Annotated in this window: 21 protein-coding genes; 12 read left to right on the top strand and 9 right to left on the bottom strand. The window is 68.5% G+C overall.

Annotated features, from left to right (window positions below):
• Positions 1-128 precede the first annotated feature (128 nt).
• From pdhA to A3CU_RS0111365, 7 genes are all read left to right on the top strand, one after another.
• A complete protein-coding gene (pdhA, locus tag A3CU_RS0111395) occupies positions 129-1,361 on the top strand; it encodes a pyruvate dehydrogenase (acetyl-transferring) E1 component subunit alpha (protein ID WP_027942397.1) in 1,233 nt (410 codons plus the stop codon).
• Entirely contained in the window at positions 1,361-2,386 is a 1,026-nt protein-coding gene (locus A3CU_RS0111390; RefSeq protein ID WP_027942396.1) for an alpha-ketoacid dehydrogenase subunit beta, read from the top strand. The genes pdhA and A3CU_RS0111390 overlap by 1 nt, the downstream gene beginning before the upstream one ends.
• Positions 2,387-2,388: 2 nt before the next feature.
• Positions 2,389-3,747 carry a dihydrolipoamide acetyltransferase family protein gene (locus A3CU_RS0111385; RefSeq protein ID WP_027942395.1) on the top strand — a complete coding sequence of 453 codons (1,359 nt, stop codon included), beginning with the start codon at positions 2,389-2,391 and terminating at the stop codon, positions 3,745-3,747.
• Between the two features lie 289 nt (positions 3,748-4,036).
• Positions 4,037-4,603 carry a TetR/AcrR family transcriptional regulator gene (locus tag A3CU_RS0111380; RefSeq protein ID WP_027942394.1) on the top strand — a complete coding sequence of 189 codons (567 nt, stop codon included), beginning with the start codon at positions 4,037-4,039 and terminating at the stop codon, positions 4,601-4,603.
• Positions 4,600-6,546: an ABC transporter ATP-binding protein gene (locus A3CU_RS0111375; RefSeq protein WP_245617007.1), complete on the top strand. Its 1,947-nt coding sequence runs from the start codon at positions 4,600-4,602 to the stop codon at positions 6,544-6,546. Before A3CU_RS0111380 ends, A3CU_RS0111375 begins: the two co-directional genes overlap by 4 nt.
• Before the next feature lie 71 nt (positions 6,547-6,617).
• Positions 6,618-6,869 (top strand): type II toxin-antitoxin system prevent-host-death family antitoxin, encoded by a 252-nt coding sequence (locus A3CU_RS0111370; RefSeq protein WP_027942392.1) that lies wholly within the window; start codon positions 6,618-6,620, stop codon positions 6,867-6,869.
• Positions 6,866-7,126, top strand: a complete 261-nt coding sequence (locus tag A3CU_RS0111365; RefSeq protein ID WP_027942391.1) for a Txe/YoeB family addiction module toxin — start codon at positions 6,866-6,868, stop codon at positions 7,124-7,126. Before A3CU_RS0111370 ends, A3CU_RS0111365 begins: the two co-directional genes overlap by 4 nt.
• A gap of 232 nt (positions 7,127-7,358) precedes the next feature.
• On the opposite strand, the gene A3CU_RS0111360 is transcribed toward A3CU_RS0111365, so the two are convergent.
• The 3 genes from A3CU_RS0111360 to A3CU_RS0111350 form a co-directional block, all read right to left on the bottom strand.
• A complete protein-coding gene (locus tag A3CU_RS0111360; RefSeq protein WP_027942390.1) occupies positions 7,359-7,775 on the bottom strand; it encodes a thioesterase family protein in 417 nt (138 codons plus the stop codon).
• A 100-nt stretch (positions 7,776-7,875) separates the two neighbouring features.
• The gene (locus tag A3CU_RS0111355; RefSeq protein WP_084143206.1) at positions 7,876-8,397 is read right to left on the bottom strand and encodes a YbaK/EbsC family protein; all 522 of its coding nucleotides are present in this window, start codon (positions 8,395-8,397) and stop codon (positions 7,876-7,878) included.
• Positions 8,387-8,641 carry an ArsR/SmtB family transcription factor gene (locus A3CU_RS0111350; protein ID WP_052371658.1) on the bottom strand — a complete coding sequence of 85 codons (255 nt, stop codon included), beginning with the start codon at positions 8,639-8,641 and terminating at the stop codon, positions 8,387-8,389. The genes A3CU_RS0111355 and A3CU_RS0111350 overlap by 11 nt, the downstream gene beginning before the upstream one ends.
• A 131-nt stretch (positions 8,642-8,772) precedes the next feature.
• On the opposite strand from A3CU_RS0111350, the gene A3CU_RS53905 reads away from it, so the two are divergent.
• Positions 8,773-9,306 carry a type II toxin-antitoxin system Phd/YefM family antitoxin gene (locus A3CU_RS53905; RefSeq protein WP_211246399.1) on the top strand — a complete coding sequence of 178 codons (534 nt, stop codon included), beginning with the start codon at positions 8,773-8,775 and terminating at the stop codon, positions 9,304-9,306.
• Here the strand turns inward: A3CU_RS53905 and A3CU_RS0111345 are convergent.
• Positions 9,245-9,697, bottom strand: coding sequence for a GNAT family N-acetyltransferase (locus A3CU_RS0111345; RefSeq protein WP_027942387.1), 453 nt, complete (start codon positions 9,695-9,697; stop codon positions 9,245-9,247). The genes A3CU_RS53905 and A3CU_RS0111345 overlap by 62 nt on opposite strands.
• Before the next feature lie 428 nt (positions 9,698-10,125).
• On the bottom strand, positions 10,126-10,770 hold the full coding sequence (gene msrA, locus A3CU_RS0111340) for a peptide-methionine (S)-S-oxide reductase MsrA (RefSeq protein WP_027942386.1): 645 nt from the start codon (positions 10,768-10,770) through the stop codon (positions 10,126-10,128).
• Positions 10,771-10,877: 107 nt separating this feature from the next.
• Here msrA and A3CU_RS0111335 point away from each other — a divergent pair, with 107 nt between their 5' ends.
• The 3 genes from A3CU_RS0111335 to A3CU_RS0111325 all read left to right on the top strand — a co-directional run bounded on the left by A3CU_RS0111335 (position 10,878) and on the right by A3CU_RS0111325 (position 17,246).
• A complete protein-coding gene (locus tag A3CU_RS0111335; RefSeq protein ID WP_027942385.1) occupies positions 10,878-12,191 on the top strand; it encodes a hypothetical protein in 1,314 nt (437 codons plus the stop codon).
• A gap of 143 nt (positions 12,192-12,334) precedes the next feature.
• A complete protein-coding gene (locus tag A3CU_RS0111330; RefSeq protein ID WP_027942384.1) occupies positions 12,335-13,501 on the top strand; it encodes a hypothetical protein in 1,167 nt (388 codons plus the stop codon).
• Complete coding sequence (locus A3CU_RS0111325) at positions 13,494-17,246, top strand: FkbM family methyltransferase (protein WP_027942383.1); 3,753 nt, start codon at positions 13,494-13,496, stop codon at positions 17,244-17,246. Before A3CU_RS0111330 ends, A3CU_RS0111325 begins: the two co-directional genes overlap by 8 nt.
• A gap of 126 nt (positions 17,247-17,372) precedes the next feature.
• Here the strand turns inward: A3CU_RS0111325 and A3CU_RS52325 are convergent, their stop codons facing one another.
• Positions 17,373-17,528, bottom strand: coding sequence for a hypothetical protein (locus A3CU_RS52325; RefSeq protein WP_156960316.1), 156 nt, complete (start codon positions 17,526-17,528; stop codon positions 17,373-17,375).
• A gap of 318 nt (positions 17,529-17,846) precedes the next feature.
• On the opposite strand from A3CU_RS52325, the gene A3CU_RS44395 reads away from it, so the two are divergent.
• A complete protein-coding gene (locus A3CU_RS44395) occupies positions 17,847-19,223 on the top strand; it encodes an acyltransferase family protein (protein ID WP_245617004.1) in 1,377 nt (458 codons plus the stop codon).
• A gap of 198 nt (positions 19,224-19,421) precedes the next feature.
• Here the strand turns inward: A3CU_RS44395 and A3CU_RS0111305 are convergent, their stop codons facing one another.
• The 3 genes from A3CU_RS0111305 to A3CU_RS0111295 form a co-directional block, all read right to left on the bottom strand.
• Complete coding sequence (locus tag A3CU_RS0111305; RefSeq protein WP_027942382.1) at positions 19,422-20,096, bottom strand: response regulator; 675 nt, start codon at positions 20,094-20,096, stop codon at positions 19,422-19,424.
• A gap of 280 nt (positions 20,097-20,376) precedes the next feature.
• On the bottom strand, positions 20,377-21,483 hold the full coding sequence (locus A3CU_RS0111300; protein ID WP_043840931.1) for a sensor histidine kinase: 1,107 nt from the start codon (positions 21,481-21,483) through the stop codon (positions 20,377-20,379).
• Positions 21,484-21,711: 228 nt separating this feature from the next.
• Positions 21,712-22,527, bottom strand: coding sequence for an SDR family NAD(P)-dependent oxidoreductase (locus A3CU_RS0111295; RefSeq protein WP_027942380.1), 816 nt, complete (start codon positions 22,525-22,527; stop codon positions 21,712-21,714).
• Between the last annotated feature and the right edge of the window lie 48 nt (positions 22,528-22,575).

Here is a 22,575-nt window from a genome sequence, read left to right as displayed (position 1 = left end):
GCGTAAGAGCCGTCAAGGCCGATGGCAACCCGCGCGCTTGGAGACCCGACGCGGGGGTGGCCGCCGGACGAACCGCCGCTGGCCGCCACAAGCAGCCCAGCGGCACGGACACCAAGGAGAGCACGCGCATGTCGTCCCCAGAACAGTGGACGCACCCGGATCCCGGAGAAGGACCAGCCGCGCAGGCCGCCCAGCCGTCCCGGGAGCAGGTGATCGCCGGTTTGCGAGCTACGACCGAAGGTGGCGCTGAGCTGACTCAGCTGCTCACCCCCGAAGGCGAGCGAGTCGGCTCGCCGCGGTTCGACCGTTATGTCGAGGACATCGACGCCGAAGCGCTTCGCGGGCTCTACCGTGACATGGTGCTCGTCCGGCGCGCCGACCGCGAGTGCAACGCGATGCAGCGCCAGGGCCAGCTCGGCATCTGGGTGCCGCTGCTGGGCCAGGAGGCGGCACAGATCGGCTCGGGCCGGGCGCTGAAGCCGCAGGACATGGCCTTCCCGAGCTACCGCGAGCACGGGGTGGCGTTCACCCGGGGCGTCGACTTCCGTGAGCTGCTCGGCATCTTCCGCTGCACCGACCACAGCGGCTGGGACTTCCGAGCCCACGGCTTCCACCCGTACACCATCGTGATCGGCAACCAGGTGCTCAACGCCGCCGGCTACGCCATGGGCCAGCGGTTCGAGGGCAAGGTGGGCAACACCGACACCGACGGCAGGCCGGCGGAGCACGACGAGGCCACGATCGTCTACTTCGGCGACGGCGCCACGAGCCAGGGCGACGTACACGAGGGCTTCGTCTGGGCCGCGGTTTACGACGCGCCGCTCGTGTTCTTCTGCCAGAACAACCAGTGGGCGATCTCCGAACCGACGGAGCGCCAGTCACGCCTGCCTCTGTACCAACGCGCCCGGGGTTACGGCTTCCCGGGCATCCGGGTGGACGGCAACGATGTGCTGGCCTGCCTCGCGGTCACGCGTTGGGCACTGGAGGAATGCCGGCACGGCAACGGCCCCGTGCTGATCGAGGCGTTCACCTACCGCATGGACGCGCACACCACCACCGACGACCCGACCCGCTACCGGCTCTCCGACGAGTTGGAGGCGTGGAAGCTGAAGGACCCGATCGAGCGCGTCCGCGCACACCTGGCCCGAAACGGCTTCGCCGAGGGGTCGTTCTTCGAGCAGATCCAGGCCGAGGCCGACGAGTTCGCCGCCCAACTGCGCGACTTCTGCTTCAACATGCCGGAACCTCCGCCCGAACGGGTCTTCTCCCAGGTCTACGCGGAGCCGTCGCCGGAACTGGACGCGCAGCGCGAGGAGTACCTGGCCTACCTGGACGGCTTTGCCACGGCGGGTGAGCGCTGATGGCCGCTCCGGTGAAATCCACAGTGGACCCGCGATCGGCCGTGCAGGCCATGACGATCGGCAAGGCGCTCAACCTCGGGCTGCGGGCGGCCATGGAGGCCGACCCCAAGGTCATCATCCTCGGTGAGGACGTGGGCAAGCTCGGTGGCGTCTTCCGGATCACCGACGGACTGCAGAAGGACTTCGGTGAACAGCGCGTGCTGGACACGCCGCTGGCCGAGTCCGGCATCATCGGCACCGCCGTCGGCCTGGCCGTACGCGGATTCCGGCCGGTGTGCGAGATCCAGTTCGACGGGTTCGTCTTCCCGGGCTTCGACCAGATCAACAGCCAACTGGCCAAGCTGCACTACCGGTCGCAGGGCCGGATCAAGGTGCCGGTGGTGGTGCGGGTGCCCTTCGGCGGGGGCATCGGCGCGGTCGAGCACCACTCGGAATCGCCCGAGTCGCTGTTCACGCACATCCCCGGGCTCAAGGTGGTGTCCTGCGCCAACCCGGGCGACGCGTACTGGATGATCCAGCAGGCCATCGCCTGCGACGACCCGGTGCTGTTCTTCGAACCGAAGCGGCTGTACCACTCCGCGCACGCGAAGTCCGAAGTGGACACCGAGAAGGCGCCGGGCCCGCTGTTCGCTTCGCGTGTCCTGCGCTCCGGTACGCACGCCACGCTGGTGTCCTACGGGCCCTCGGTCAAGGTCTGCCTGGACGCGGCGGCCGCGGCCGAGGAGGAGGGTCGCTCGCTCGAGGTGATCGACCTGCGCTCGCTCGCCCCGCTGGACCTGGCGCCGGTGTTCGAGTCGGTGCGCCGCACCGGGCGGCTCGTCATGGTCAGCGAAGCGCCGCGGACGTCCTCGCTGGCGTCCGAGATCGCGGCACGGGTGCAGCAGGAATGCTTCTACTCGCTGGAAGCACCGGTGCTGCGGGTGACCGGGTTCGACACGCCCTACCCACCGACCAAAGTGGAGCATCACTACCTGCCCGACCTGGACCGGGTGCTCTACACCGTCGACCGCGCGCTGGGGTGGTGAGCGTGCCCGAACTCAAGCGATTCCTGCTCGCCGACACGGCGGAAGGCCTGACCGAGGCCGAGATCCTCGACTGGCGTGTGCAGCCCGGCGACGAGGTTCAGGTGAACCAGATCGTCGTCGAGGTGGAGACGGCGAAGGCCGCGGTCGAACTGCCCATCCCGTGGGCGGGCGTGGTCACCGAGTTGCTGGCCGAGCCCGGGGAGACCGTCGAGGTGGGCGCCCCGATCCTCACCATCGACGTCAACCCCACCGGCGCGGCTTCCTCCGCTGACGCCGAGCCGCCGGCCGAGGAGGAGATGAAGCCCCTCGTCGGCTACGGCTCGAAGGCGGTTTCGACCCGCCGGCGGCCGCGCCGGAACGCGGTGGAGACCACGGCCGGAAGCGAGCGCCTGAACGGCCTGGCGACGACCGCCCCCACGCCCCGCGCTCCCGTCGAGGAACCCGCGGCCGGTCACCACGTGCCGGTGGACAAGCCGCCGGTGCGCAAACCGGTCGAGGAACCCGCGGGCGGTTACGTGCCACTGGCCAAGCCGCCGGTGCGCAAGCTCGCTAAGGAACTCGGGGTCGACCTGCGCACGGTGGCCGGGTCGGCCGAAGGCGGCGTGATCACCCGGGCGGACGTGGAGCGGGCGGCCGCACCGGTGGCCGCGGCGCCGGCCGGAGGCCGGGAACGCCGGGTGCCGATCAAGAGCGTGCGGAAGGCGACGGCTCAGGCGGTCACGCAAAGCGCGTTCACCGCACCCCACGTCACGGAGTTCCTCACCGTGGACGTGACGCCGATGATGGAGTTGCGGGAGAAGCTCAAGCGTCACCCGGACTTCGCGGGGGTCAAGCTGACCCCGCTCGCTTTCGCGGCCAAGGCGTTGTGCCTTGCGGTGAAACGAACTCCCGAGGTGAACGCCACCTGGGACGCCGACGCCGGCGAGATCGTCTTCAAGGACTACGTGCACCTCGGGATCGCCGCGGCGACCCCGCGCGGGCTCGTGGTGCCGAAGATCCGCGACGCCGACGCGATGTCCCTGCTGGAGCTGGCCCGCGCCCTGGACCAGCTGACCACGACCGCTCGCGAGGGTAAGACCCCGCCGGCGGACATGCTGAACGGAACGATCACGATCACCAACGTCGGCGTGTTCGGCGTGGACACCGGCACGCCGATCATCAACCCCGGCGAGTCGGCGATCCTCGCGTTCGGCACGATCCGCGACACCCCGTGGGTGGTGGACGGCCAGATCCAGGTCCGGAAGGTGCTGCAGCTCGCGTTGAGCTTCGACCACCGCCTGGTGGACGGCCAGCAGGGCTCGGAGTTCCTCGCCGACGTCGGCGCGCTCCTGGCCGACCCGGGACTGGCGCTCACCTACTGACAAGTTGTACGGAACGCCATGCACAACGTGCGATAGGAACCCGTGGCGACGGACAGCGACACTGCACGGGGGCGGGCGAGCCAAGCCGCCCCCGTGATCGGCCGAACGCCGACAACGGATGCCACGGCCTGTCTACCCGCGCACGTTCCTGAATAACGAGGAAGGGGCGTTTACTACGGAACATCCGTAGTAAACGCCCCTTCCTCTCGTTACCCACTTGACGGAGTGAGCGCTCACTCCGCACACTGAGCAAGTGACTGATTCCCAGCCGAAGCGGCGGGCCCCCGGTATGAGCCCGGACGAGCGCCGCAAGATGATCACCCGAGCCGTCCTGCCGCTCGTCGTCGAGCACGGCGCCGCGGTGACCACCGCACAGATCGCACGCACCGCCGGCATCGGTGAGGGCACGATCTTCCGCGCGTTCAAGGACAAGAACGAGCTGATCGACGCCTGTCTGGCCGAGGTGCTGCGTCCCGACAACGCCCTTGCGATGATCGCGGAGATCCCGCTCGACCAGCCACTCGCCGATCGGCTGACCGAGGCCGCGGAAGCACTGTCCGCCCACCTGGCGCGGATCGGCGCGATCGCGGCAGCCCTGCAAGCCTCCGGCCGCCAGTTGGGCCGGCGCGCCGAGCACCAGCCCGGCAACAGCGGCCGGCAGCAGTCGTTCCAGACCATGGCCGAGGCCATCGCCGCACTCTTCGAACCCGAACGCGACCGCCTGCGCCTGCCCCCCGAACAACTCGGCGCGGTCTTCCTTTCCCTGCTGTTCAGCCGAACCCGGGACAACCAGCACGCGCCGGCGGTCCCGGAACTGGTCGATGTGTTCCTCAACGGCGCGGTGGTCGCCAAATGATGCACGGCGGCCCGCCGCCCGGGCTGCGGAGACGGCTCAAGCAGGCGGCCAGCACGGTGCCGGACAGCGGACTCACCGGACCGATCGAGATCCCCGACCCGAAACCGTCCGACGAACCGAAGGACCTCCGCGCGCGGCTGCACCGGCTGCGCACCGCCATCGTCGGCACCGTGCGCGGACTGCCCAGGGTGGCCCGCCTGACCTGGCAGGCCAGCCCACCGATGACGATCGTCGTCGTACTGTCCACTGTGGTCAGTGGACTGATGCCGACCCTCACCGCCTACCTCGCCAAACTGTTGCTCGACGCGGTCGTGGCGGCCGTGCAGGGCCACGGCTCGGTCGAGCAGATCGTCAAGATCACCGCCTGCCAGCTCGGTGTCTTCACCTTCACCGCGATCAGCACCGCGCTGACCAACCTCGCCCAGCAGATGCTGCAGGAGCGAATGACGCTGACCATCCGGCATCAGGTGATGTCGCATGCGAGCCGGATGGACCTGTCGTTCTTCGAGGACTCCAAGTCCTACGATCTGCTCCGCCAGGCGTCGCAGGAAGCACCGGCGCGCCCGGTGTCCATGCTGACCTCGGCGCTCGGCCTCGCCCGGACGGGCATCACCTTCGCCAGCATGGTCGGGCTGCTGGTGTCGATCAGCCCCCTGCTGGCCGTGATCGCCCTGCTGGCGCCGGTTCCCGCGTTCATCTCCCAGTCGCGGTACTCCTCGCGCGCCTTCATGCTGACGCTGTTCGTCTCGCCGATCCGGCGGCGGATGGACTACCTGTCGCAACTGGTCACCGTCGACACCTACGCGAAGGAGACCAAGCTCTTCGGCCTCGGCCCCTACCTGGTCGACCGGTTCCGCAGGCTGGGCCAGACCTATTACGCGCGGGAACGCCGGCTGACCATGACGCGGAACCTGGTCGGCACGGCCTGGAGCCTGCTGTCCACGCTCGCCGGCTCCGGCATCGCGCTCTACATCGCGCTGGAAGCGGTGGCCGGCCGGCTCACCATCGGCGACCTCGCCCTGTACACGAGCGCGGCGACGGCCGTGCAGTCATCGGTCACCGGGCTGTTCACCGGATTCTCGGGAATGTACGAGAACAACCTCTACCTCGACACGCTCTACCAGTTCCTGGGCACGAAACCACGGATCACGGCTCCGCCCGAACCCCGGGCACTACCGCAACCCCTGCGCGGGCACGTCGAGTTCCAGGATGTCTCGTTCGGCTATCCCGGCTCCGACGAAAGCGCCCTGGACGGTGTCAGCTTCGAGATCCGGCCGGGCGAGACGGTGGCCGTGGTGGGCCGCAATGGCGCCGGCAAGTCGACCCTGATCAAGCTGCTGTGCCGGCTGTACGACCCGACCGCCGGCCGCATCCTGCTCGACGGCGTGGACATCCGCGAGTTCGACCCCGGCGAGCTGCGAGCCCGGATCAGCGCGATGTTCCAGGACTACGTCACCTATCAGGGAACGGCGGCGGAGAACATCGGTCTCGGCCAGCTCGAACATCTCGAGGACCGGGCGCGGATCTCCGACGCCGCGGACCGGGCGGGCGCCGCCGAGCGCATCGCACAGCTGCCGAAGGGCTACGACAGCCCGCTCGGCCGCTGGTTCGACCAGGGCGTCAGCCTGTCCGGCGGGGAATGGCAGAAGATCGCACTGGCCCGCGCCTTCCTCCGCGACGCGCCCATCCTGATCCTCGACGAGCCGACCTCGGCCCTGGACGCTCAGGCCGAGCACGACCTGTTCAGCCGGCTCCGGGCACTGGCCCACGGGCGCACCACGCTGTACATCTCGCACCGGTTTTCCACCGTCCGCCAGGCCCAGAAGATCCTGTTCCTCGACCAGGGAAAGCTCGCCGAGCAGGGCACCCACGAGGAACTGATGGCACTGGACGGCCACTACGCCGACCTGTTCACCCTCCAAGCCACCGCCTACCAATCGTGAGCTGAGCAACCCACCTTGTTAACCCCACGGGCAAGACGTACAAAATTCCGTACAAGAGGTGGGAGGTGGCAATGAAGACGATGAGCTACTCGGAGTCTAGTGCGAAGTACGCCGAGACCCTGGATTCGGTGGTCAACGACCGGGAGGAGGTCGTCATCACGCACACCGGGCACGAACCGGTTGTAATCGTGTCGCTGGACGACTACCAGTCGCTCAAGGAGACGGTCTACCTGCTGGGCAGTCCCGAGAACGCCCGGCGCCTGATCACCGCGATCGAACGGCTGGAGACCGGCAGCGTGACACCGCACGAACTCGCCGAATGAAACCCGTCTGGGACGAGCTTGCTTGGGCCGACTACAGCTGGTGGCAGGCCCAGGACCGGAAAGTCCTCAAGCGCATCAACGAGCTGATTCGGGACATCGGGCCCAACGGAAACGAAGGGATCGGCAAGCCCGAACCCCTCGAGCACGGGTTCCAGGGCTACTGGTCCCGCCGTATCACCGACGAGCACCGCTTGGTCTACAAGATCGCCGAGGACGAGATCCGGATCGCCGCCTGCCGTTATCACTACGGCAAATGATCCCGGCGTTCACCCTGAGATGGCAAAGGCCCGAGGGAGTGCGCTGTTCGAATTCAACTGTCGCGCCGATATCACGGAATCCTGACAGGTGACGTTGGCGCGTACACGGCAGCCGTTACAGATTCGACGTGATCCGACTGCAGGAATTGTCGATGTCGGGAGTGGCCTGCACGGCGGCGGTGTCCTCGTGCGCACAGCCGATGACCCCGGTAGCGGGTTCTGGTGGCGGGAGTCACCTTGTGGCCCGTCTGCGCAGCCGTGCGAGGAAGCGTTCGGTGTCAATGACCGCACGACGGTGGATGCCTTGGCAAATGGTGGCGGCATCGTCGAACGCGTGCACGGTGAAAGTGAGCTGCCTGCCTTCTACGTTGCTCAGCTCGGCCTCAACGGTCAGCTGGCTCCCGACGGGCGTGGGCGCCTCATGGCTGAGGTCGACGTGAACTCCGAGGGTCTGCTTGCCCTCGTCCAGGTGGCCCGCCAAAGCTCGTATGCAGGTCCATTCCACGATGCCGACGAGGAAGCCGGTGGCCAATACGGCGGGCAGGGCGGCGAACTCGTCCGATTCGGGCAGCAGGTACGGCACCGTGCGTTCGGCTGGCACGACGTACTCCAGCCGCGCGCTCAGTCCTGGCTGTAGTGAGTCCTTCACAACTGTTCTCCTGATTTGCCGTGGCTGTCGGGTCGGTTGTCGACGTGGACGCGGTCAGTCGCCAGTGGCGACGAGTCCAGCTTTCTCGATCATGGGGTGGTCAGGGTATGGCGGTGATGGGTGCTACCCGAGGCGCAGCCAGCCGGGCGTAGTCGTCGGTGGCCAATGCGATCGAGCGGTCCAGTCGCGCGGCGTTGAAAAACAGCTCCGGCGTCTGGAGTAGCGCCGGATCCGCGATGAGCTCCAGACGGGGGTGGTAGCTGAACGGCAGCACAGTCCCGCTCACGCTGCCGGCCAATTCCTCGGCCTTGTCCTTGCCCGCGAAGGCCACGTAGGTCCCGCCCACCAGCGCCCGGACCGCCTGCACATCCACCCGCGCGTCACCACGCACCACCGCGAGCACATATCGGGTTTGCTTCTTGCCGGCCTTGACCATGACGATCAGGCACTTGGCGGCCAGCGCGACATCATGCCCGCGCAGCGCACTGACCAGGTCGGTGCGCCCCTCTGGCGCGTGGTCGATCAGCCGGTAGCGCGCCCCGGCCGCCTCCAGATCCGCCACCAGGCGCTCATAGCGGTCAAGCGCCGGCGCCACACCCTTGATCTGTGGATCACCAGTCACCGCTCAACAACTCCTTGGCCTCCGCGACGCGGTCCTCATCACGCTGGTAGAACACCCATTGCTTGACCTTCTTGCCGTGGACCAGGCCAACCTGGCCGAGGATCTTCATGTGCTCGCCGCAGGTCGGTTGACTCACCCCGAGCTTGTCGGCGATGTACAGCGAGCAGACTCCGTCACGGACCAGATCGCCGTCGCGCTGCGGTGGGAAGTGCCGCTCGGGGTCACGCAACCACTCCAAGATCATCAAACGCTTTTCGTTGGCCAGCGCCTTGACCAAGTCTCTGGCAAATAGCTAATAGACTGTCTACTTCTCTCCCTGCCCAAGGTCGATAACCATGCAGGGCAATCTGCGGGGCCCTTGCCGACGAGGGCGACGTGCGCGTCCAGCGACGGGACGGTGCGGCGCTGCTGTTGACGCGAGAGGACCGGATGCAGTCCGCTTCGGAAGGTTCCATGTCGGCTGCGCGGGCCTTGAGAAACGTGTTGGTCCACCTCTCGCCGGAGGTGGCAGCACAAACGCTGATCGAGCAGTTCCCCTGGGTGGACGTGCTGGCTGGGGACGACCAGGCCCAGTTCGTCACGGATTTTTGGGCCCCGTACCTGCTCCCACCGAAGACTGACATGGCCGCCAAACGCGGCGACCGCGTCGTGTCGCTGGACGACTACCGGCCGCTCAAGGAAACGGTCTACCTGCTGGGCAGTCCCGAGAACGCCCGACGCCTGATCACCGCGATCGAACGGCTGGAGACCGGCACAGCACGAACTCGCCGCCTGAAACCGGTCTGGGGTCAATACGTTGACCGTGTCTTTCGCGTGTCGCGGGCAAGGCCCGGTGAGGCGATATCGCTCAGGCGAGGTGGTAGGCCATCTGCGGAAGCAGCCGGCCAGGGATGGAATCGGAGGGTGTGACGCCGATCCGGACTGCGCCCATCTTTCGGTAGAAGGTCTCGGCGAACGGATCGGCGTCGAGGGTGAACCGCTCGAAGTCGAGAGCACGGGCGGTGTCCACGGCGTGCTGCCACAACCGGCGGCCAACACCGGTGCCGATGTGGCCTGGCTCGACGAAGAGGCAGGCAAGTTCACCCTCGGGCGCCTGGCCGGCCAGGGTGTAGAAGCCGACCACCCGGTCGCCGACTTGCGCCACAGTCGCTCTCTGCTCGGCCAGATCAGCCGGCCGCAGGGTCAATTCAGCCCGGCATGCCTCCAGGAAGGCATCGTCGTAGCCCCAGTGGGCCTTGGACCGCAGCGCGAGTTCACTTAGGACGGTCGCCTCGTCTGGTCTGGCGGCGCGGAGCAGCATGCCGACCACTGTGACGCTGCGGCGAGCGACGATCAAGTCAATTCGCCAGGTACCGCAACGATGTTGGCGAAAGCCCGTCGTCCGCGGGCTTCCAACGATCAGGCATCCCCAACGGGCAGTTCCGCAATGCAACAAGTTGTACAAAACGTGGGCTTCTCACCCCACGGACGAGGACTAGCGCGTTGCCAGGTGGCGCGAATGCTGAACTCACGTCACTGAACCAACAACTCAGCGCGGGCTAAACCCGGAACTCGCGCGAACGAACCGGGAACTCAGCGGCTCAAACCCGCAACTCGGGCCACTAAAGCCGGAACTCGCGCGACTGAACCGGGAACTCAGCTGCTCGAACCCGGAATTCAGGCCCCTGAACCCGGAACTCGTGGGCCTGGAGCGGGAAGTCGGGGGCCTGGAGCGGGGACACGCCGGGGTTATTCGTGGACGCCGAGGCCGACGGGGCAGCTTACGCCGGTACCGCCGAGTCCGCAGTAGCCGTTCGGGACCTTGTGCAGGTACTGCTGGTGGTAGTCCTCGGCGTAGTAGAAGTCCCGCAGCGGCGCGATTTCCGTGGTGACGGCGCCGTAGCCGGCGGAGGCGAGTGCCGTCGCGAACGATGTCCGGGACGCCTCGGCCTCGGCTCGCTGCGCGTCGTCCGAGTAGTAGATCGCCGACCGGTACTGGGTGCCCACGTCGTTGCCCTGGCGCATGCCCTGCGTCGGGTCGTGGCCCTCCCAGAAGACCTTGAGCAGCGTCGCGTAGGACACCTGCGCCGGGTCGAACACGACGAGCACGGCCTCGGCGTGACCGGTGCGGCCAGTGCACACCTCCTCATAGGTCGGATTCGGCGTGTAGCCGCCCGCGTAACCGACCGCCGTGGAGTAGACGCCGGGCGTCTGCCAGAACAGCCGCTCCGCGCCCCAGAAGCAGCCGAGGCCGAACACCGCGGTCTGCAGACCGGCCGGGAACGGCGGCTGAATCCGGCGATCGGTGAACACGGCATGCCGTTCCGGGACCGGCAGGGGCTCCGCACGGCCAGGCAATGCCTGCTCGGGACTGACCTGCTCGACCTTCCTCATGTTTCCACTGTACGTCCGCCCACAAGGGCGAACTGTTAGCGATACGGTAACCGTGGGCCGGCGCCGGTACCTTGGCCGACGCTACGTGAACGACCCGAGGAGCCCGGATGAGTTGGCAGGAGGAGTTGCGCCGCCTCGACGCCGAGCTGGCCAGCGGCACGATCACCCGACACGAGCACCGCAAGCAGCGCGACGAGTTGCTGGCGGCCGCCTCCGGCGGCGGTATCACGTCCCCGCTGGCCGCGCCGCTCGTTCCCACCGCTACCCAACCCCACTGGCAAAGCGCCAACCCGATCCAACCCCCAGCCGAGCGACCCGCCGACCCGGCCGAGCAGGCTGCCAACCCGGCCGAGCACAACGCGAACCCAGCCGAGCAAACCGCCAACCCGGTCCAACCCCCGGCCGAGCAAACCGCCAACCCGGCCGAGCAGGCTGCCGACCCGGGCGGGTCCCCGACCGGGCAAGGTGTCCACCCGGTCGAATCCCCGACCGGGCAAAGCCGGCAGTCGCAACCCGGGCCACCACCGGAAACCCCGGCGCAAGCCGAGACGCCGGCGGAGACGACGACCCGGATCTCGGCGGACCTGCTCACCTCCGACCGCCCGACCAGCGCGCCGAGCCCGGCCGACGAGAAACCGACCGACTCGATGGTCTATCCCCACCTGTCGGAAGCGCCGACGGTGATCACCCGGGCGGTCCTGCCCACGAACCTGCCCAGCCTCACCCCGTCCGTGCCACGGCATTACTCCGGCGTGGAGCGCCAGCCCAGCGCGCCCATCTCCGCCGGGCCCCGGGGACGCGGCCGCACCTGGCTGTCCCTCGGCGTCGGCGTGTTCGTGGTACTGAGCCTGATGGCCGGTGCGACCTGGTTCTTCAGCGCACGCAGCACCGGCACGAACACCAATGCGGCGGCTCCGACCAGCCCGGTCAAACCGCAGCTCGACGTGGAAGGCAAGCTGCCGGCGTTGCCGGGCACCGCGAACCCCAACAACTCGACGATGCCGATCGACAAGGCCGTGCAGTTGCAGATCATCAGCGACGCGGACGCGTCGAAGATCCGGGCCAGTGGCGCTCAGGAGATCGTCTACCGGGCGTCCTCGGACACCGTGAACGTCAACGACGGCTACCTGATGTTGGCCATCCCGACCGCGTCCGCGAACGATGCGACCAAACTCGTCCAGGAGCTGCGCGAAGGGCTCACCGGTGCCGGATTCAAGGCGGACCCGATCGGCCCGGGCGATGCGGGTACCGCTTATACCGGCAGCAACGCGGCCGGCCGGGTGACCGCGCTGTGGTACTCCTCCGGCGCGCTCGCGATCGGGATCGGGGTGTCCCAGCCGCCGGGCGGCAAGCCGGCCAGCTTGCACACGCGGTTGGTGCAGGTCCGTGACTCGGTCGCGGCGGCGCTGCCGCCGAGCTGACCACGATGAAGGAACGCGTGGGCAACAATTCGACCCGCACACCCGCGAAGCGCCGATGCCGTGCACAATGTGCGAGTCGCTACTGACCTCGAGTCGCGGTGGCATGTCGCACGCCGCCAAGCCAAAAGATAAGGGGGCGTCTGGTGTCTTGGCAGGAGGAGCTGCGCCAGCTGGACGAAGAACTCGCGTCCGGCCGACTCTCCGCGGATGACTACCGGGTACGGCGCGATCAGGTGCTGTCGTCCGCCGTCGGGCAGCCCGATGCGCAGACTCCCGAGACCGAGAACGCGGGCACGGGCGCGGCCCCGGACGCGACGCAGGTCATCCCGCCGATCAGCCCACCGCAGGGCATGCCGGTCAGCCCGCCGCAGGGCATGCCGGTCAGCCCGCCGCAGGGCATGCCGCAGCAGCAGCCGGACGCCGACCGCACCCAGGCCGTGCCGCCCTCCTGGCAGTCGCAGCCGCCTGGCGGCGACAGAACCCAGTACGTGCAGCCGCAGTACCCGCCCTCGCCGGCGGGCGGATTCCCACAGGCCGGCGGCTTCCAGCCGGGGTGGAACATGCCCGATCAGGCGCCGCCGTGGGGTGGCGGCGAGCTTCCGCCGCTGGGCCCGTCGAGCGGGGAGCCGGGCTGGGTCCAGCAGGGGCCGGAATCGTTCGACGAGAAGCCGAGCAAGGGGAACGGCGCGAAGATCGCGGCCATCGTCGGGGCCGTGGTGGTGCTCGTCGGCGTCGCGGTCGGCGCGTTCCTGTTGTGGGGTCGCGGCAGCGGGGGCGACGGCGGTGGCCAACCACCGGTCGCGTCGGACACCAGCCAGCAGTCGACCGGCCAGAAGGCGCCCGACCCGCTGGCCATCGCCGACTTCCCCGGCCAGACGGAAGACCTGCGGAACATCACGACGTTCAACGACATTCCGGCGTTGAACTTCCTGACCGCCGAGGAGTTGTCGACCTATTCCAACGCGGGCGCCGGCCCGGTCAAGATCGTCGTCAAGAATCTCGCCGACGGCAACCGGGTCATCGTCCTGGTCGTCCAGGCGAACAGCCCGGCGGCCGCGAAGAACGCCGCCAGCGACCTGTTGGACATCCAGGTCACCAACGGTGCCCGCCGCTTCGGCGACGTCCCGAACGGTGTCCACGCGAGCGCGTTCGACTCCGGGGACGGCCAGCTGGCGCAGGTCCGCGGCCACTACGCGCACGACAACAAGGTCGTGCGCATCGAGGTCACCGGGAAGAACCTGCAGGCCAGCGAAACGGACTTTTCGACCATCCTCTCCGCTCAACTCAAGGTGCTCCCCGCCAATGGCTGACCCCAAGCAAGTCATCGCGTGCACCATCGTGGCGCGCAACTACGTTCCCGCCGCGAAGGTCCTCGCCACTTCGTACCTGGCCCACCACCCCGATCACAGCTTCGTGATCGCGGTGATCGACGCGCCGTGGGACCAGGTCGAGGACGCCACCGACGAAGGCCTCGAGCGAGCGGGCTGCAAAGTCATCGGGCCGGCGGCGTTCGGTATTTCCGAAGACGACTACCTGCGGATGGCCACCGCCTACTCGGTGACCGAACTGGCCACCTCGGTCAAGCCGTACCTGCTGCGCGAGCTGCGCGCCGACCACGAGGTGACCATCTATCTCGACCCGGACATCCGAGTCTTCGCACCGATGCCAGAAATCGCGGAACTGGCCGCCGCGCACGGGATCGTGCTGACCCCGCACGTACTTTCGCCGTTGCCCGAGGACGGGATGGAACCCGACGACGCGGTCATCATGGGCGCCGGGATCTTCAACCTCGGCTTCATCGGCGTCGGTCCCGGTTCCGAGGGCTTCCTCGATTTCTGGGCACAGCGGCTGAGGCACGGCGCGATCGTCGCGCCGGAGCGGCAACTGTTCACCGACCAGCGCTGGGTCGACCAGGTTCCGGCACTGTTCCGGCATCACGTCATGACCGATCCCGGGTTCAACGTCGCGTACTGGAACCTGCACGAACGGACCATCGAGCGCGACGAGAACGGCGTGCTCACCGCGGGCGGCGCGCGGCTTCGGTTCTTCCATTTCAGCGGTTACCGTCCCGAGCAGCCCTGGCTGCTGAGCACCCATTACGCGCGCAAACCGCGGGTGCGCCTGTCCGATAATCCGGAATTGCGCGCGCTCTGCGACGAATACGGTGCGGCACTGCGCGACGCCGGGTATGCCCAGACACTGGATGCCATTCCCTACGGTTTCGCGAAATTCGCCGACGGCAGCCCGATTCCGGAGTCGGCCCGCCGGATCTTCCGGGACAGCTGGATCAAGGCCGACCGCGAGAACACCGAACCGCCGCCGCACGCCTACGGCGCCGACGGGGGCAAGGCCCTGCGCGAGTGGCTTGCTTCGCCCGCGGACCAGGCCCAGGCCGCCGCCGGGCTCAACCGGCTGACCATGTCGCTCTGGGAATCCCGGGTCGACCTGCGGATGGCGTTCCCGCACCCGTCGAGGGAGGACGCGGAGAGCTTCCGGAGCTGGTGTGCCCGATCAGGGGTGGCCGAGGCCGGGTTGTCGGAATGGGCGCTGCCGACGGAGCCGGCCGCGCTGGAGCCACCGAGTGACGAGTTCGGCGTGAACCTGCTCGGGTACCTCACGGCGGAGCTCGGTGTCGGCGAGATGGGCCGGATCGTGCACGACGCGATCCAGGCCGGTGGGGTGCCGGTCACGTCGGTGCTGGAAGAGAAGGCGGTGACCAACCGCACCGGCCTGGACCGCCCGGACACGGTCGGCTCGCCGCGCTATCCGATCAGCTTGCTCGTGGTGAACGCGGACCAGACCAGGACGATCCTGACCAACCACCCGGAGGTAGGCCACCAGCGCTATCGCATCGGTCTGTGGGCTTGGGAACTGGAGGACTTCCCGGAGTGGCAGCACGAAGCCTTCGGCATGCTGGACGAGGTGTGGACGGTGAGCGACTTCTGCCGCACCGCCTTCGCCGCCCATTCGCCGGTTCCGGTCAAGACCGTCCCGGTGCCGGTCCGCGATCCCGGCGAGCCATCGGCGTCGGCGCGGGAACGCGGTGGGCCGATCCGGTTCCTGTTCGCCTTCGACTTCAACAGCGTTGCCGAGCGCAAGAACCCATGGGGCACGGTCACCGCCTTCCAGCGTGCCTTCCCCGGGCGCGACGACGTCCGGCTGACCATCAAGACGATCAACGCGAAGGCGCATCCGGTGTCGGCGGAACGGCTGCGCGCGGCCGTCGCCGCGGACGACCGGATCGAGCTGATCGAGCGCTACCTGTCCGTGGGCGAGCTGCATGATCTCTACGAGCGCAGCGCCTGCTACGTGTCGTTGCACCGCAGTGAAGGTTTCGGACTGACCGTGGCCGAGGCGATGGCGCGGGCGATGCCGGTGATCTCCACCGGATATTCGGGTACGGCCGAGTTTCTCGATGCCTCCACCGGCTGGCCGATCCCGTACTCCATGGTCCCGGTGGGCAAGGGCTGTGGGCCCTACGACGCAGACGCGGTCTGGGCGGACCCGGATCTCGACGCGGCGGCCGAGGCGATGCGCCAGGTGGCCGACGACCCAGCGGAGGCGGCGCGGCGCGGGCAGGCCGCCCGCAAGCACATCCTGCGCACGCGGTCGATGGAGGCCACTGCGGCGTGGCTGCGCCGGGAACTGGAAGCCGCGCACCGGACCTGGCAGACGCGACAGGCCGACCCGGCCGCGGCGGCCTCGCCGGAGCACCCGCTGGCCCCGATGCACCGGGCCGGCCAGGCGTTGCACTGGCGTCCGGAGGCCGGCGCTCCGGCGCGTCTCCCGCTCGCGCCGGCGATGCGCAAGATCGTGCTGCGCACCATCGACCACTACGACGTGCACCAACGCCGGGTGATGGGCGCGCTGTTCGGTGGGGTCGAGGACACGGTCGGGCGCCTGCTGTCCCGGATCGAAGCACTGGAAGCGGGTGCCACCGAGGCACACCGCGCGGCCGAGCAGAGCCGGCGGTTCGCGGACCAGTTGGATGCGCTGAAGGCGACCGTCGACGAGTTGCGGCACTCCGCTCCCGGCACGGAACTTGCGCTGCGAAACCTGGAAGCCGACGTGGCCAGGTTGTCCCGCGGGCTGGAGGCCGGGCTCGAGTTCTCCCGCCGGCTGGAGACCGGGCTCGATTCGACCACGACGTCGATGCGCGAGATGCACGAGATGTTCGCGTCACGGGACCAGCGGCTGGACTCCGACGAGGAGGCCATCCAGCAGGTGGCCCGGGAAGTAAGCGCTTTCCGTCAGGCGGCCCGGCTCGCGCACGTGCCCGTGCCCAAGGATGCGGACGTGGTGCCCTGCGACGTCGGCGCGCTCTTGATGCCGGTCGACGAGGTGATGTTGCCGTGGATCGCCTACCACCGCTCGTGGGAGGACAGCGAGGCCCGGCTGATGGCGGAGCTCGCCGGCCGCAAGCCCGGTGCCTTCCTCGACATCGGCGCCCACGTGGGCTATCACTCGCTGCGGCTGCTGCGGTCCTGCCCGGAGCTGACCCGGGTGGTGGCGGTCGAGGCCGATCCGGTCAACGCCGAGTTCCTGCGCCGGAACCTGGCGGTGAACCTGCCGGCCGAGGCTTTGCGCCTGACCACGGTGATCGAAGCGGCGGCGTGGGACGCGCCGGGTGAGGTGCGCCTGGCCCACGCGTCGCCGGACAACAGCGGCGACAACCGGGTGAGCGCCGGCGGTCCGGGAATCGCGGTTCCCGCGGTCCGGCTCGACGAGTTGCCCGAGGTGTCCGCACAGCCGGTCACGCTGGTCAAGGTGGATCTGCAGGGGCGTGATCACCGTGCCCTGGCCGGGCTCATCGAGATCCTGCAGCGGGACCACCCGCACGTGGTGTGCGAGTTCTGCCCGGACGCGATCGAGGAGCTCGGCGACGACCCGTTCGACGTGCTCGCCGGCTACCGCAAGCTGGGCTACCAGCCGGCCGCGGTGGCCGACGACGGCTCGGTTTCCCCGGCCGATCGGGACGACCAGGACTTGATCGCCGACGCCCGCCGCGACGAGAAGGGCTTCCTCACCCTCTGGCTCTCACCCGAAGAAGCCTGACGCGAGTGGCGGATCAAGCCCCGGCCTTCGTCGTGCTGGCCGGCCCGGACGGCAACTAAGCCGGTATCTGCACCGAGCGGGGGCGGGACTGAACCTCCCGCTCCCACCAGCACGTTCAAGCTAAGGTCAGCCGAGGAAGGACTCGGCGGTGTTCTGGACATATGGCGCCATCAGCGCGAGCACGCCGATCGTGATCGCCTGGAGCCCGTGGCACAGCAGGATCGCGGGCAAAGCGGGACGTAAGGTACGGATCCAGCGGTGCTCCCCCACTACCAAGCCCATCACGTAGAGGCCGCAAACCGATAAACGCTACGCTGCACAGGGCGCTTCGCGGTTGGAGGGGGGTTGATCACGCTGGTTGAGCCGTCACCTTCTGCTGCGAAAAAATCACGCGATGTCATGGCCGCGGCCAAACCAACCACTCAACCCTCACGAGGCCGAAGCCAGCCCGATCGCGACAAGGCTCCGGCCGGTAGGCCCCGAAGTCGAGCCCTGACAACGAAATCGGGTTCGCGCCCGAAATCGCCGGAGAAGAACCGCATCTCCTTCATTGATATCGGCCGCGGGCTGGGCGCGTTACTGGTCTTCTACAGCCACATCGTGCATCCCTGGGTGATCGCCAAGGGCGAGAACGCACCGTACCTCGACTTCATCGAGGCGCTCACCACTGATCCGATGCACATGTCCAAGCAGGGCATCGGCCAGATCGCGGTCCCGTTCTTCTTCCTGGTCAGCGGATACGTGGTGACGCCGATCGCGCTCAAACAAGGGCTCCGGTTCGCCATCAACCGCGGTATCCGGGTGTACGCGCCGATGTTGTTCGTGGTGCTGCTGACCGCGCTGATGCTGGTGACGAACCTGCATCCGCCGTCGACCGGGCAGTCCCAGGAACTGAACCCGCTGACCCTGTTCACCAACACCGCACTGGTCAACTATCTGGTCTTCCCGCAGGTGGTGCTGGTGCCGGTGGCCTGGACGATGATCGTCGAGGTCATCTTCTACCTGCTGCTGCTCGCGATACTGCCGGTGCTGCGCCGGTGGGTCTGGCTCGCCATCGCGCTGGAGCTGACCTTCATCTTCGTGGTGATGATGAGCCGCGGCCAGCTCGGCGCCTCGTACTCGCTGTTCGCGGTCAACGTGTCGTACCTGCCCGCGATGATCATCGGCCAGATCATCTGGGCCACCACCAAGCAGAAGATTCCACTGTGGACAGGCGGCGTGTTCGCCGGGGTGGCCTGGTCGCTGTACGTGCTGGCGGACATCGTCGGCCTCGGGCGGATCGACACCTCCTACAACCTGTCGCTAGCGGTCGCGGTGCTGTTCTTCATGATGGGCTACTTCGCCGAGCCGAAGCTGCGGCAGTGGCCGTTCTGGACCGCGATGTCGGAACGCAGCTACTCGCTCTATTTGCTGCACATGCTGGTGTCGTTCGTGGTGCTCCAGCTGCTGCGCCCGATCATGCCGTTCCCCATCGCGGCCATCATCGCGATCGCCGTGGTGTTCGGCGTGGTCGAGTTGAGCTACCGGTTCGTGGAACGGCCCAGCCACGCGCTCGCCCGGCGGCTGTCCCATCCCCATCGCGATCGAGCCCCTGGCCCCGTTCCCAAGCCCGACCCGAAGCTGGCTCCGCCGCCAACTGCCAAGCCGAGTCGGGAGCCGGCTCCCCGCCCTGGCGCTCAGCGTCTGGAGCCCAGGCCGAACCCGAGGCCGGCTCCGAAGCCGGTGCCGGTGACCGAGGCGGAAACCGCGGAGCTGCCCAGAACGCCGCGCGGCCGGGCCGCCGACCCCGATCAGACGATCGTCACCCGCGCGGTGGGCCGGCACCGCGCGCCCAACGGGACCGGCGGGACCGGCGGAACTGGCGGGACCAATGGAACCGGCGGGGCCAGCGGGACGCTCAGTGGTCAGCTCGGTGGCCAGCTCAGCGGCCGCCTGGACGCGCCGCGGCGCAGCCGCCGGGTCACACCGAACGGGTGAGATCGGGCGGGGCGGCCAACCTACTCCGCCGGTCACACGCCCTACGAATTGATTCCGGTTTACCGTGAGTGCCCATCTTGGGTCTTGAGCAAGCGTTGGAGTATGGGGAGATCCGCGCGAAGGGAGGCCACGATGTGGCTGCAGATCTCCATCGTCACCGTGTGTGCGGGCGTGTTCGTCGTGCGGCTGATCGCCCGGCTACGCTCCCGCTGAACCCGGACTGACCAGACCGGACTCGTAGGCGAGGACGACGAGTTGGGCGCGGTCGCGCGCGCCGACCTTCGTCATGATGCGGCTGACGTGCGTGCGCGCCGTGGCCGTGGAGATGACCAGATGCGCGGCGATCTCGTCGTTCGACAGCCCGCCCGCTACCAGGGCCAGCACCTCGCGCTCCCGGTCGGTGATCTGCTGGATCGCCCCGGCGTCCACGCGCCGGTTCTCCGGGCGTCCGACGAACTCGGTGATCAGCCGCCGGGTCACCGTGGGTGCCAGCAGCGCCTCGCCGTCAGCGACCACGCGCAGCGCTCGCAGCAGCTCGACCGGCTCGATGTCCTTGAGCAGGAACCCGCTGGCCCCCGCCCGTAACGCTTCGTAGACGTACTCGTCGATGTCGAAGGTGGTCAGCACCAGCACGCGCACGTCGGTCAGGTCGGGGTCCGCGGTGATCCGCCGGGTGGCCTCCAACCCGTCCATGCCGGGCATCCGGATGTCCATCACCACCACGTCCGGCCTGCTGTCGCGGGCCAACCGCACCGCCTCCGCGCCGTCGGACGCCTCGCCGCACACCTCGAAGCCGTCCTCGGTCTCCAGCAGCACCCGGAAGCCGCCCCGCACCAGGGTCTGGTCGTCGGCGAGCACCACCCTGATATTCACCGCTGCATTTTCCCTTTCCGCCGATTCGCTGCTCACGCCCACTCGTTCACTGCTCATGCTTGTTTCTCCGCGAGTCTGCGCGTGACCGCGATCGTCTCGACAGGGCGCTCCTCACAAACTCGGGTCACGTCCTCGATAATGGCGTTCTGCCGCCCCGATAGTGAGGGGGTCTGGGGGCTTGCCCCCAGTTGGGGTGCGGGAGTCGAACCCCCGCAAGACAGGGCCTGGCGGCGGCGCGCTCTCTGATCGACCTGGGAGCCGCGACTTGACATGGGGCTGGTCATGCTGGACCGATCGCCCCCGCGGCCAGCGATGCTTCCCCGTCCGGGGAGACCGGCAGCCGGGTGCGGATCTCGAAACCACCGTCGACGACCCGGGCGTCGAGCCGGCCGCCGAGGGCCGCCGCCCGCTCGCCCATGCCGCGCAGGCCGTGCCCGGGCTTCGGCTCGATGGCCCCGCGCCCGTCGTCTCGCACCACGAGCTCCAGGTCCGCTCCGGTTCGTTCGAAATAGACGTTCACCGTCGTCGCCTGGTTCGCATGCCGCACCACATTGGTCAGGGACTCCTGCAGGATGCGGTAGGCCGCCCCGTCCACCGGAGCGGGCAGTTCGCCGGGTGAGCCGTGCACCAGGACCTGCAGGCCGGTCGCCTTCGTGTGCTCCAGCAACTCGTCGAGCTGGCGCAGGCTCGGCGCGGGCCCGAGCCCCTGGCCGGCGCGCAGCACGGCCACGGTCGCGCGCAGGTCGGCGAGCGCGGCGGCGCTGGCTTCCTTGATCGCGCGCAGCGCCTCGACGGCCTGCTCGGGTCGCCGGTCGGCGACGTGTGCGGCCACTCCGGCCTGCACGTTGATCATGGCCAGGCTGTGCGCCACCACGTCGTGCACCTCGCGAGCGATCCGCAACCGTTCCCGCTCGGCGAGCCGGTGCTGCCGTTCGGCGGCCTGCTCACGGGCGGCGCGGATGGCCGAGCCCCGGTTGCGCACCGCCGTACCGATGCCGATCACGGCCGTCAGCCACACCACGGAGAGCGCGACGCGCGTGTCGAACACCATGTGGCCACGGACCAGGTAGACGATCACCACGGCCAGCAGCGCCCCGCTGCCGGCGAGCGCCGCCAGTAACGGGCCGCGCAGCCGGGTCACCTGGAACAGCGCGATGGTCGGCAGCAGCACCGCCGGACCGCCTGGATAGGGCGACCAGTAATAGGCCCAGGTGAGCGCCGTGACAACGCCGAACACGGAGAGTGGGAATCTCCGGGACAGCACCAGGGGCGCCGCCGCGGCCACGAGCCAGAGATAGCCCAGCGGGTCGAGCGGCTGTTTCCAGGCCTGGAAGTGCTCGGCGGTAGTGGTCGAGGCCAGCACGAACACCATCGGCACGAACGCCATCACCACGTCCCGAACGCTCAGAAACCGCCACACACCTGCAAAGTACGACAGGCCCGCGTCACACGCGTCGGTCGAGAAACGACAGTTGCGTTACGCCCGTCACCGTATCCGCAGGTATGGGCGTCCTTTACGGCAGGGACGAAGTCGCGGTCCTGGCCGGGATGCGTACCACGTCCTCAGGACCACGGCGGTGATCCTGGGCGCCGCGACGCTGGTCCTGCGTGAGCGTTATCCGGGTGCCTTGCGGCTGAGGTGCTCCCAGGCGCGATATTCCGCCGTACGGTCCTGGAGGGCCTGCTGCACGATGTCGTAGGACGCGCCGCCGACGATGAGGCGCCGGGGCGGCTCCGGCAGGTCGACCAGCTCCATGAGCACGGGCGCGGCCGTGCTCGGGGCGGGACCGGCGTCCTCGCCCCACATTTCGATCAGCTTGTCGCGCAGTTCCTGGTAGTGCGGGTCGGGCGTCGTCGCCGTGGTGCCCGTGGTGAACAGGCCGGTGTCGTAGCCGCCCATCTGGACGATGGTGAGCTTGACGCCGAACTGCTCGGCCTCCATCGCCACGGCTTCGGAAAGCGAATCCAGCGCCGACTTGCCGGCCGCGTACAGGCCGACCATCGGAAAACCGCCGCCGGTGCCCATCGTCGTGACCTGCAGGATGCGGCCGCCGCCCTGGGTGCGCAGGTGCGGGAGCACGGCCTGGGTGACCCAGATCGCGCCGAAGAAGTTGACGTCGAAGTGGGCCCTGATCTGTTCTTCCGTCGCCTCCTCCACCATGCCCAACAGCAGGCCGCCGGCGTTGTTGAGCACGATGTCGAGCCTGCCGAAGGCCGCCGCTGCCCGGTCCACGGTCGCGAACACGGCCGCGCGGTCGCTGACGTCGAGCGGTAGCCGTACCAGCCGGCCGGGGTGCTTCCCGGCGAGGTCGGCGAGCGGCTCGACGTTCCGCGCGGCCCCGACGACCCGGTCGCCCGCCTGCAGCGCCGCCTCCGCGAACGCCCGGCCCAGACCGCGCGATGCGCCCGTAATGAACCACACCCGGCTCATGGGCTCCACCTCCTGCTGCTTGAGTTCTCCCTAACGAGACAAGACGTT

Source organism: Amycolatopsis taiwanensis DSM 45107, from assembly GCF_000519205.1.
GTDB lineage: Bacteria > Actinomycetota > Actinomycetes > Mycobacteriales > Pseudonocardiaceae > Amycolatopsis_E > Amycolatopsis_E taiwanensis.
This window is presented reverse-complemented; position numbering and strand designations above follow the sequence as displayed.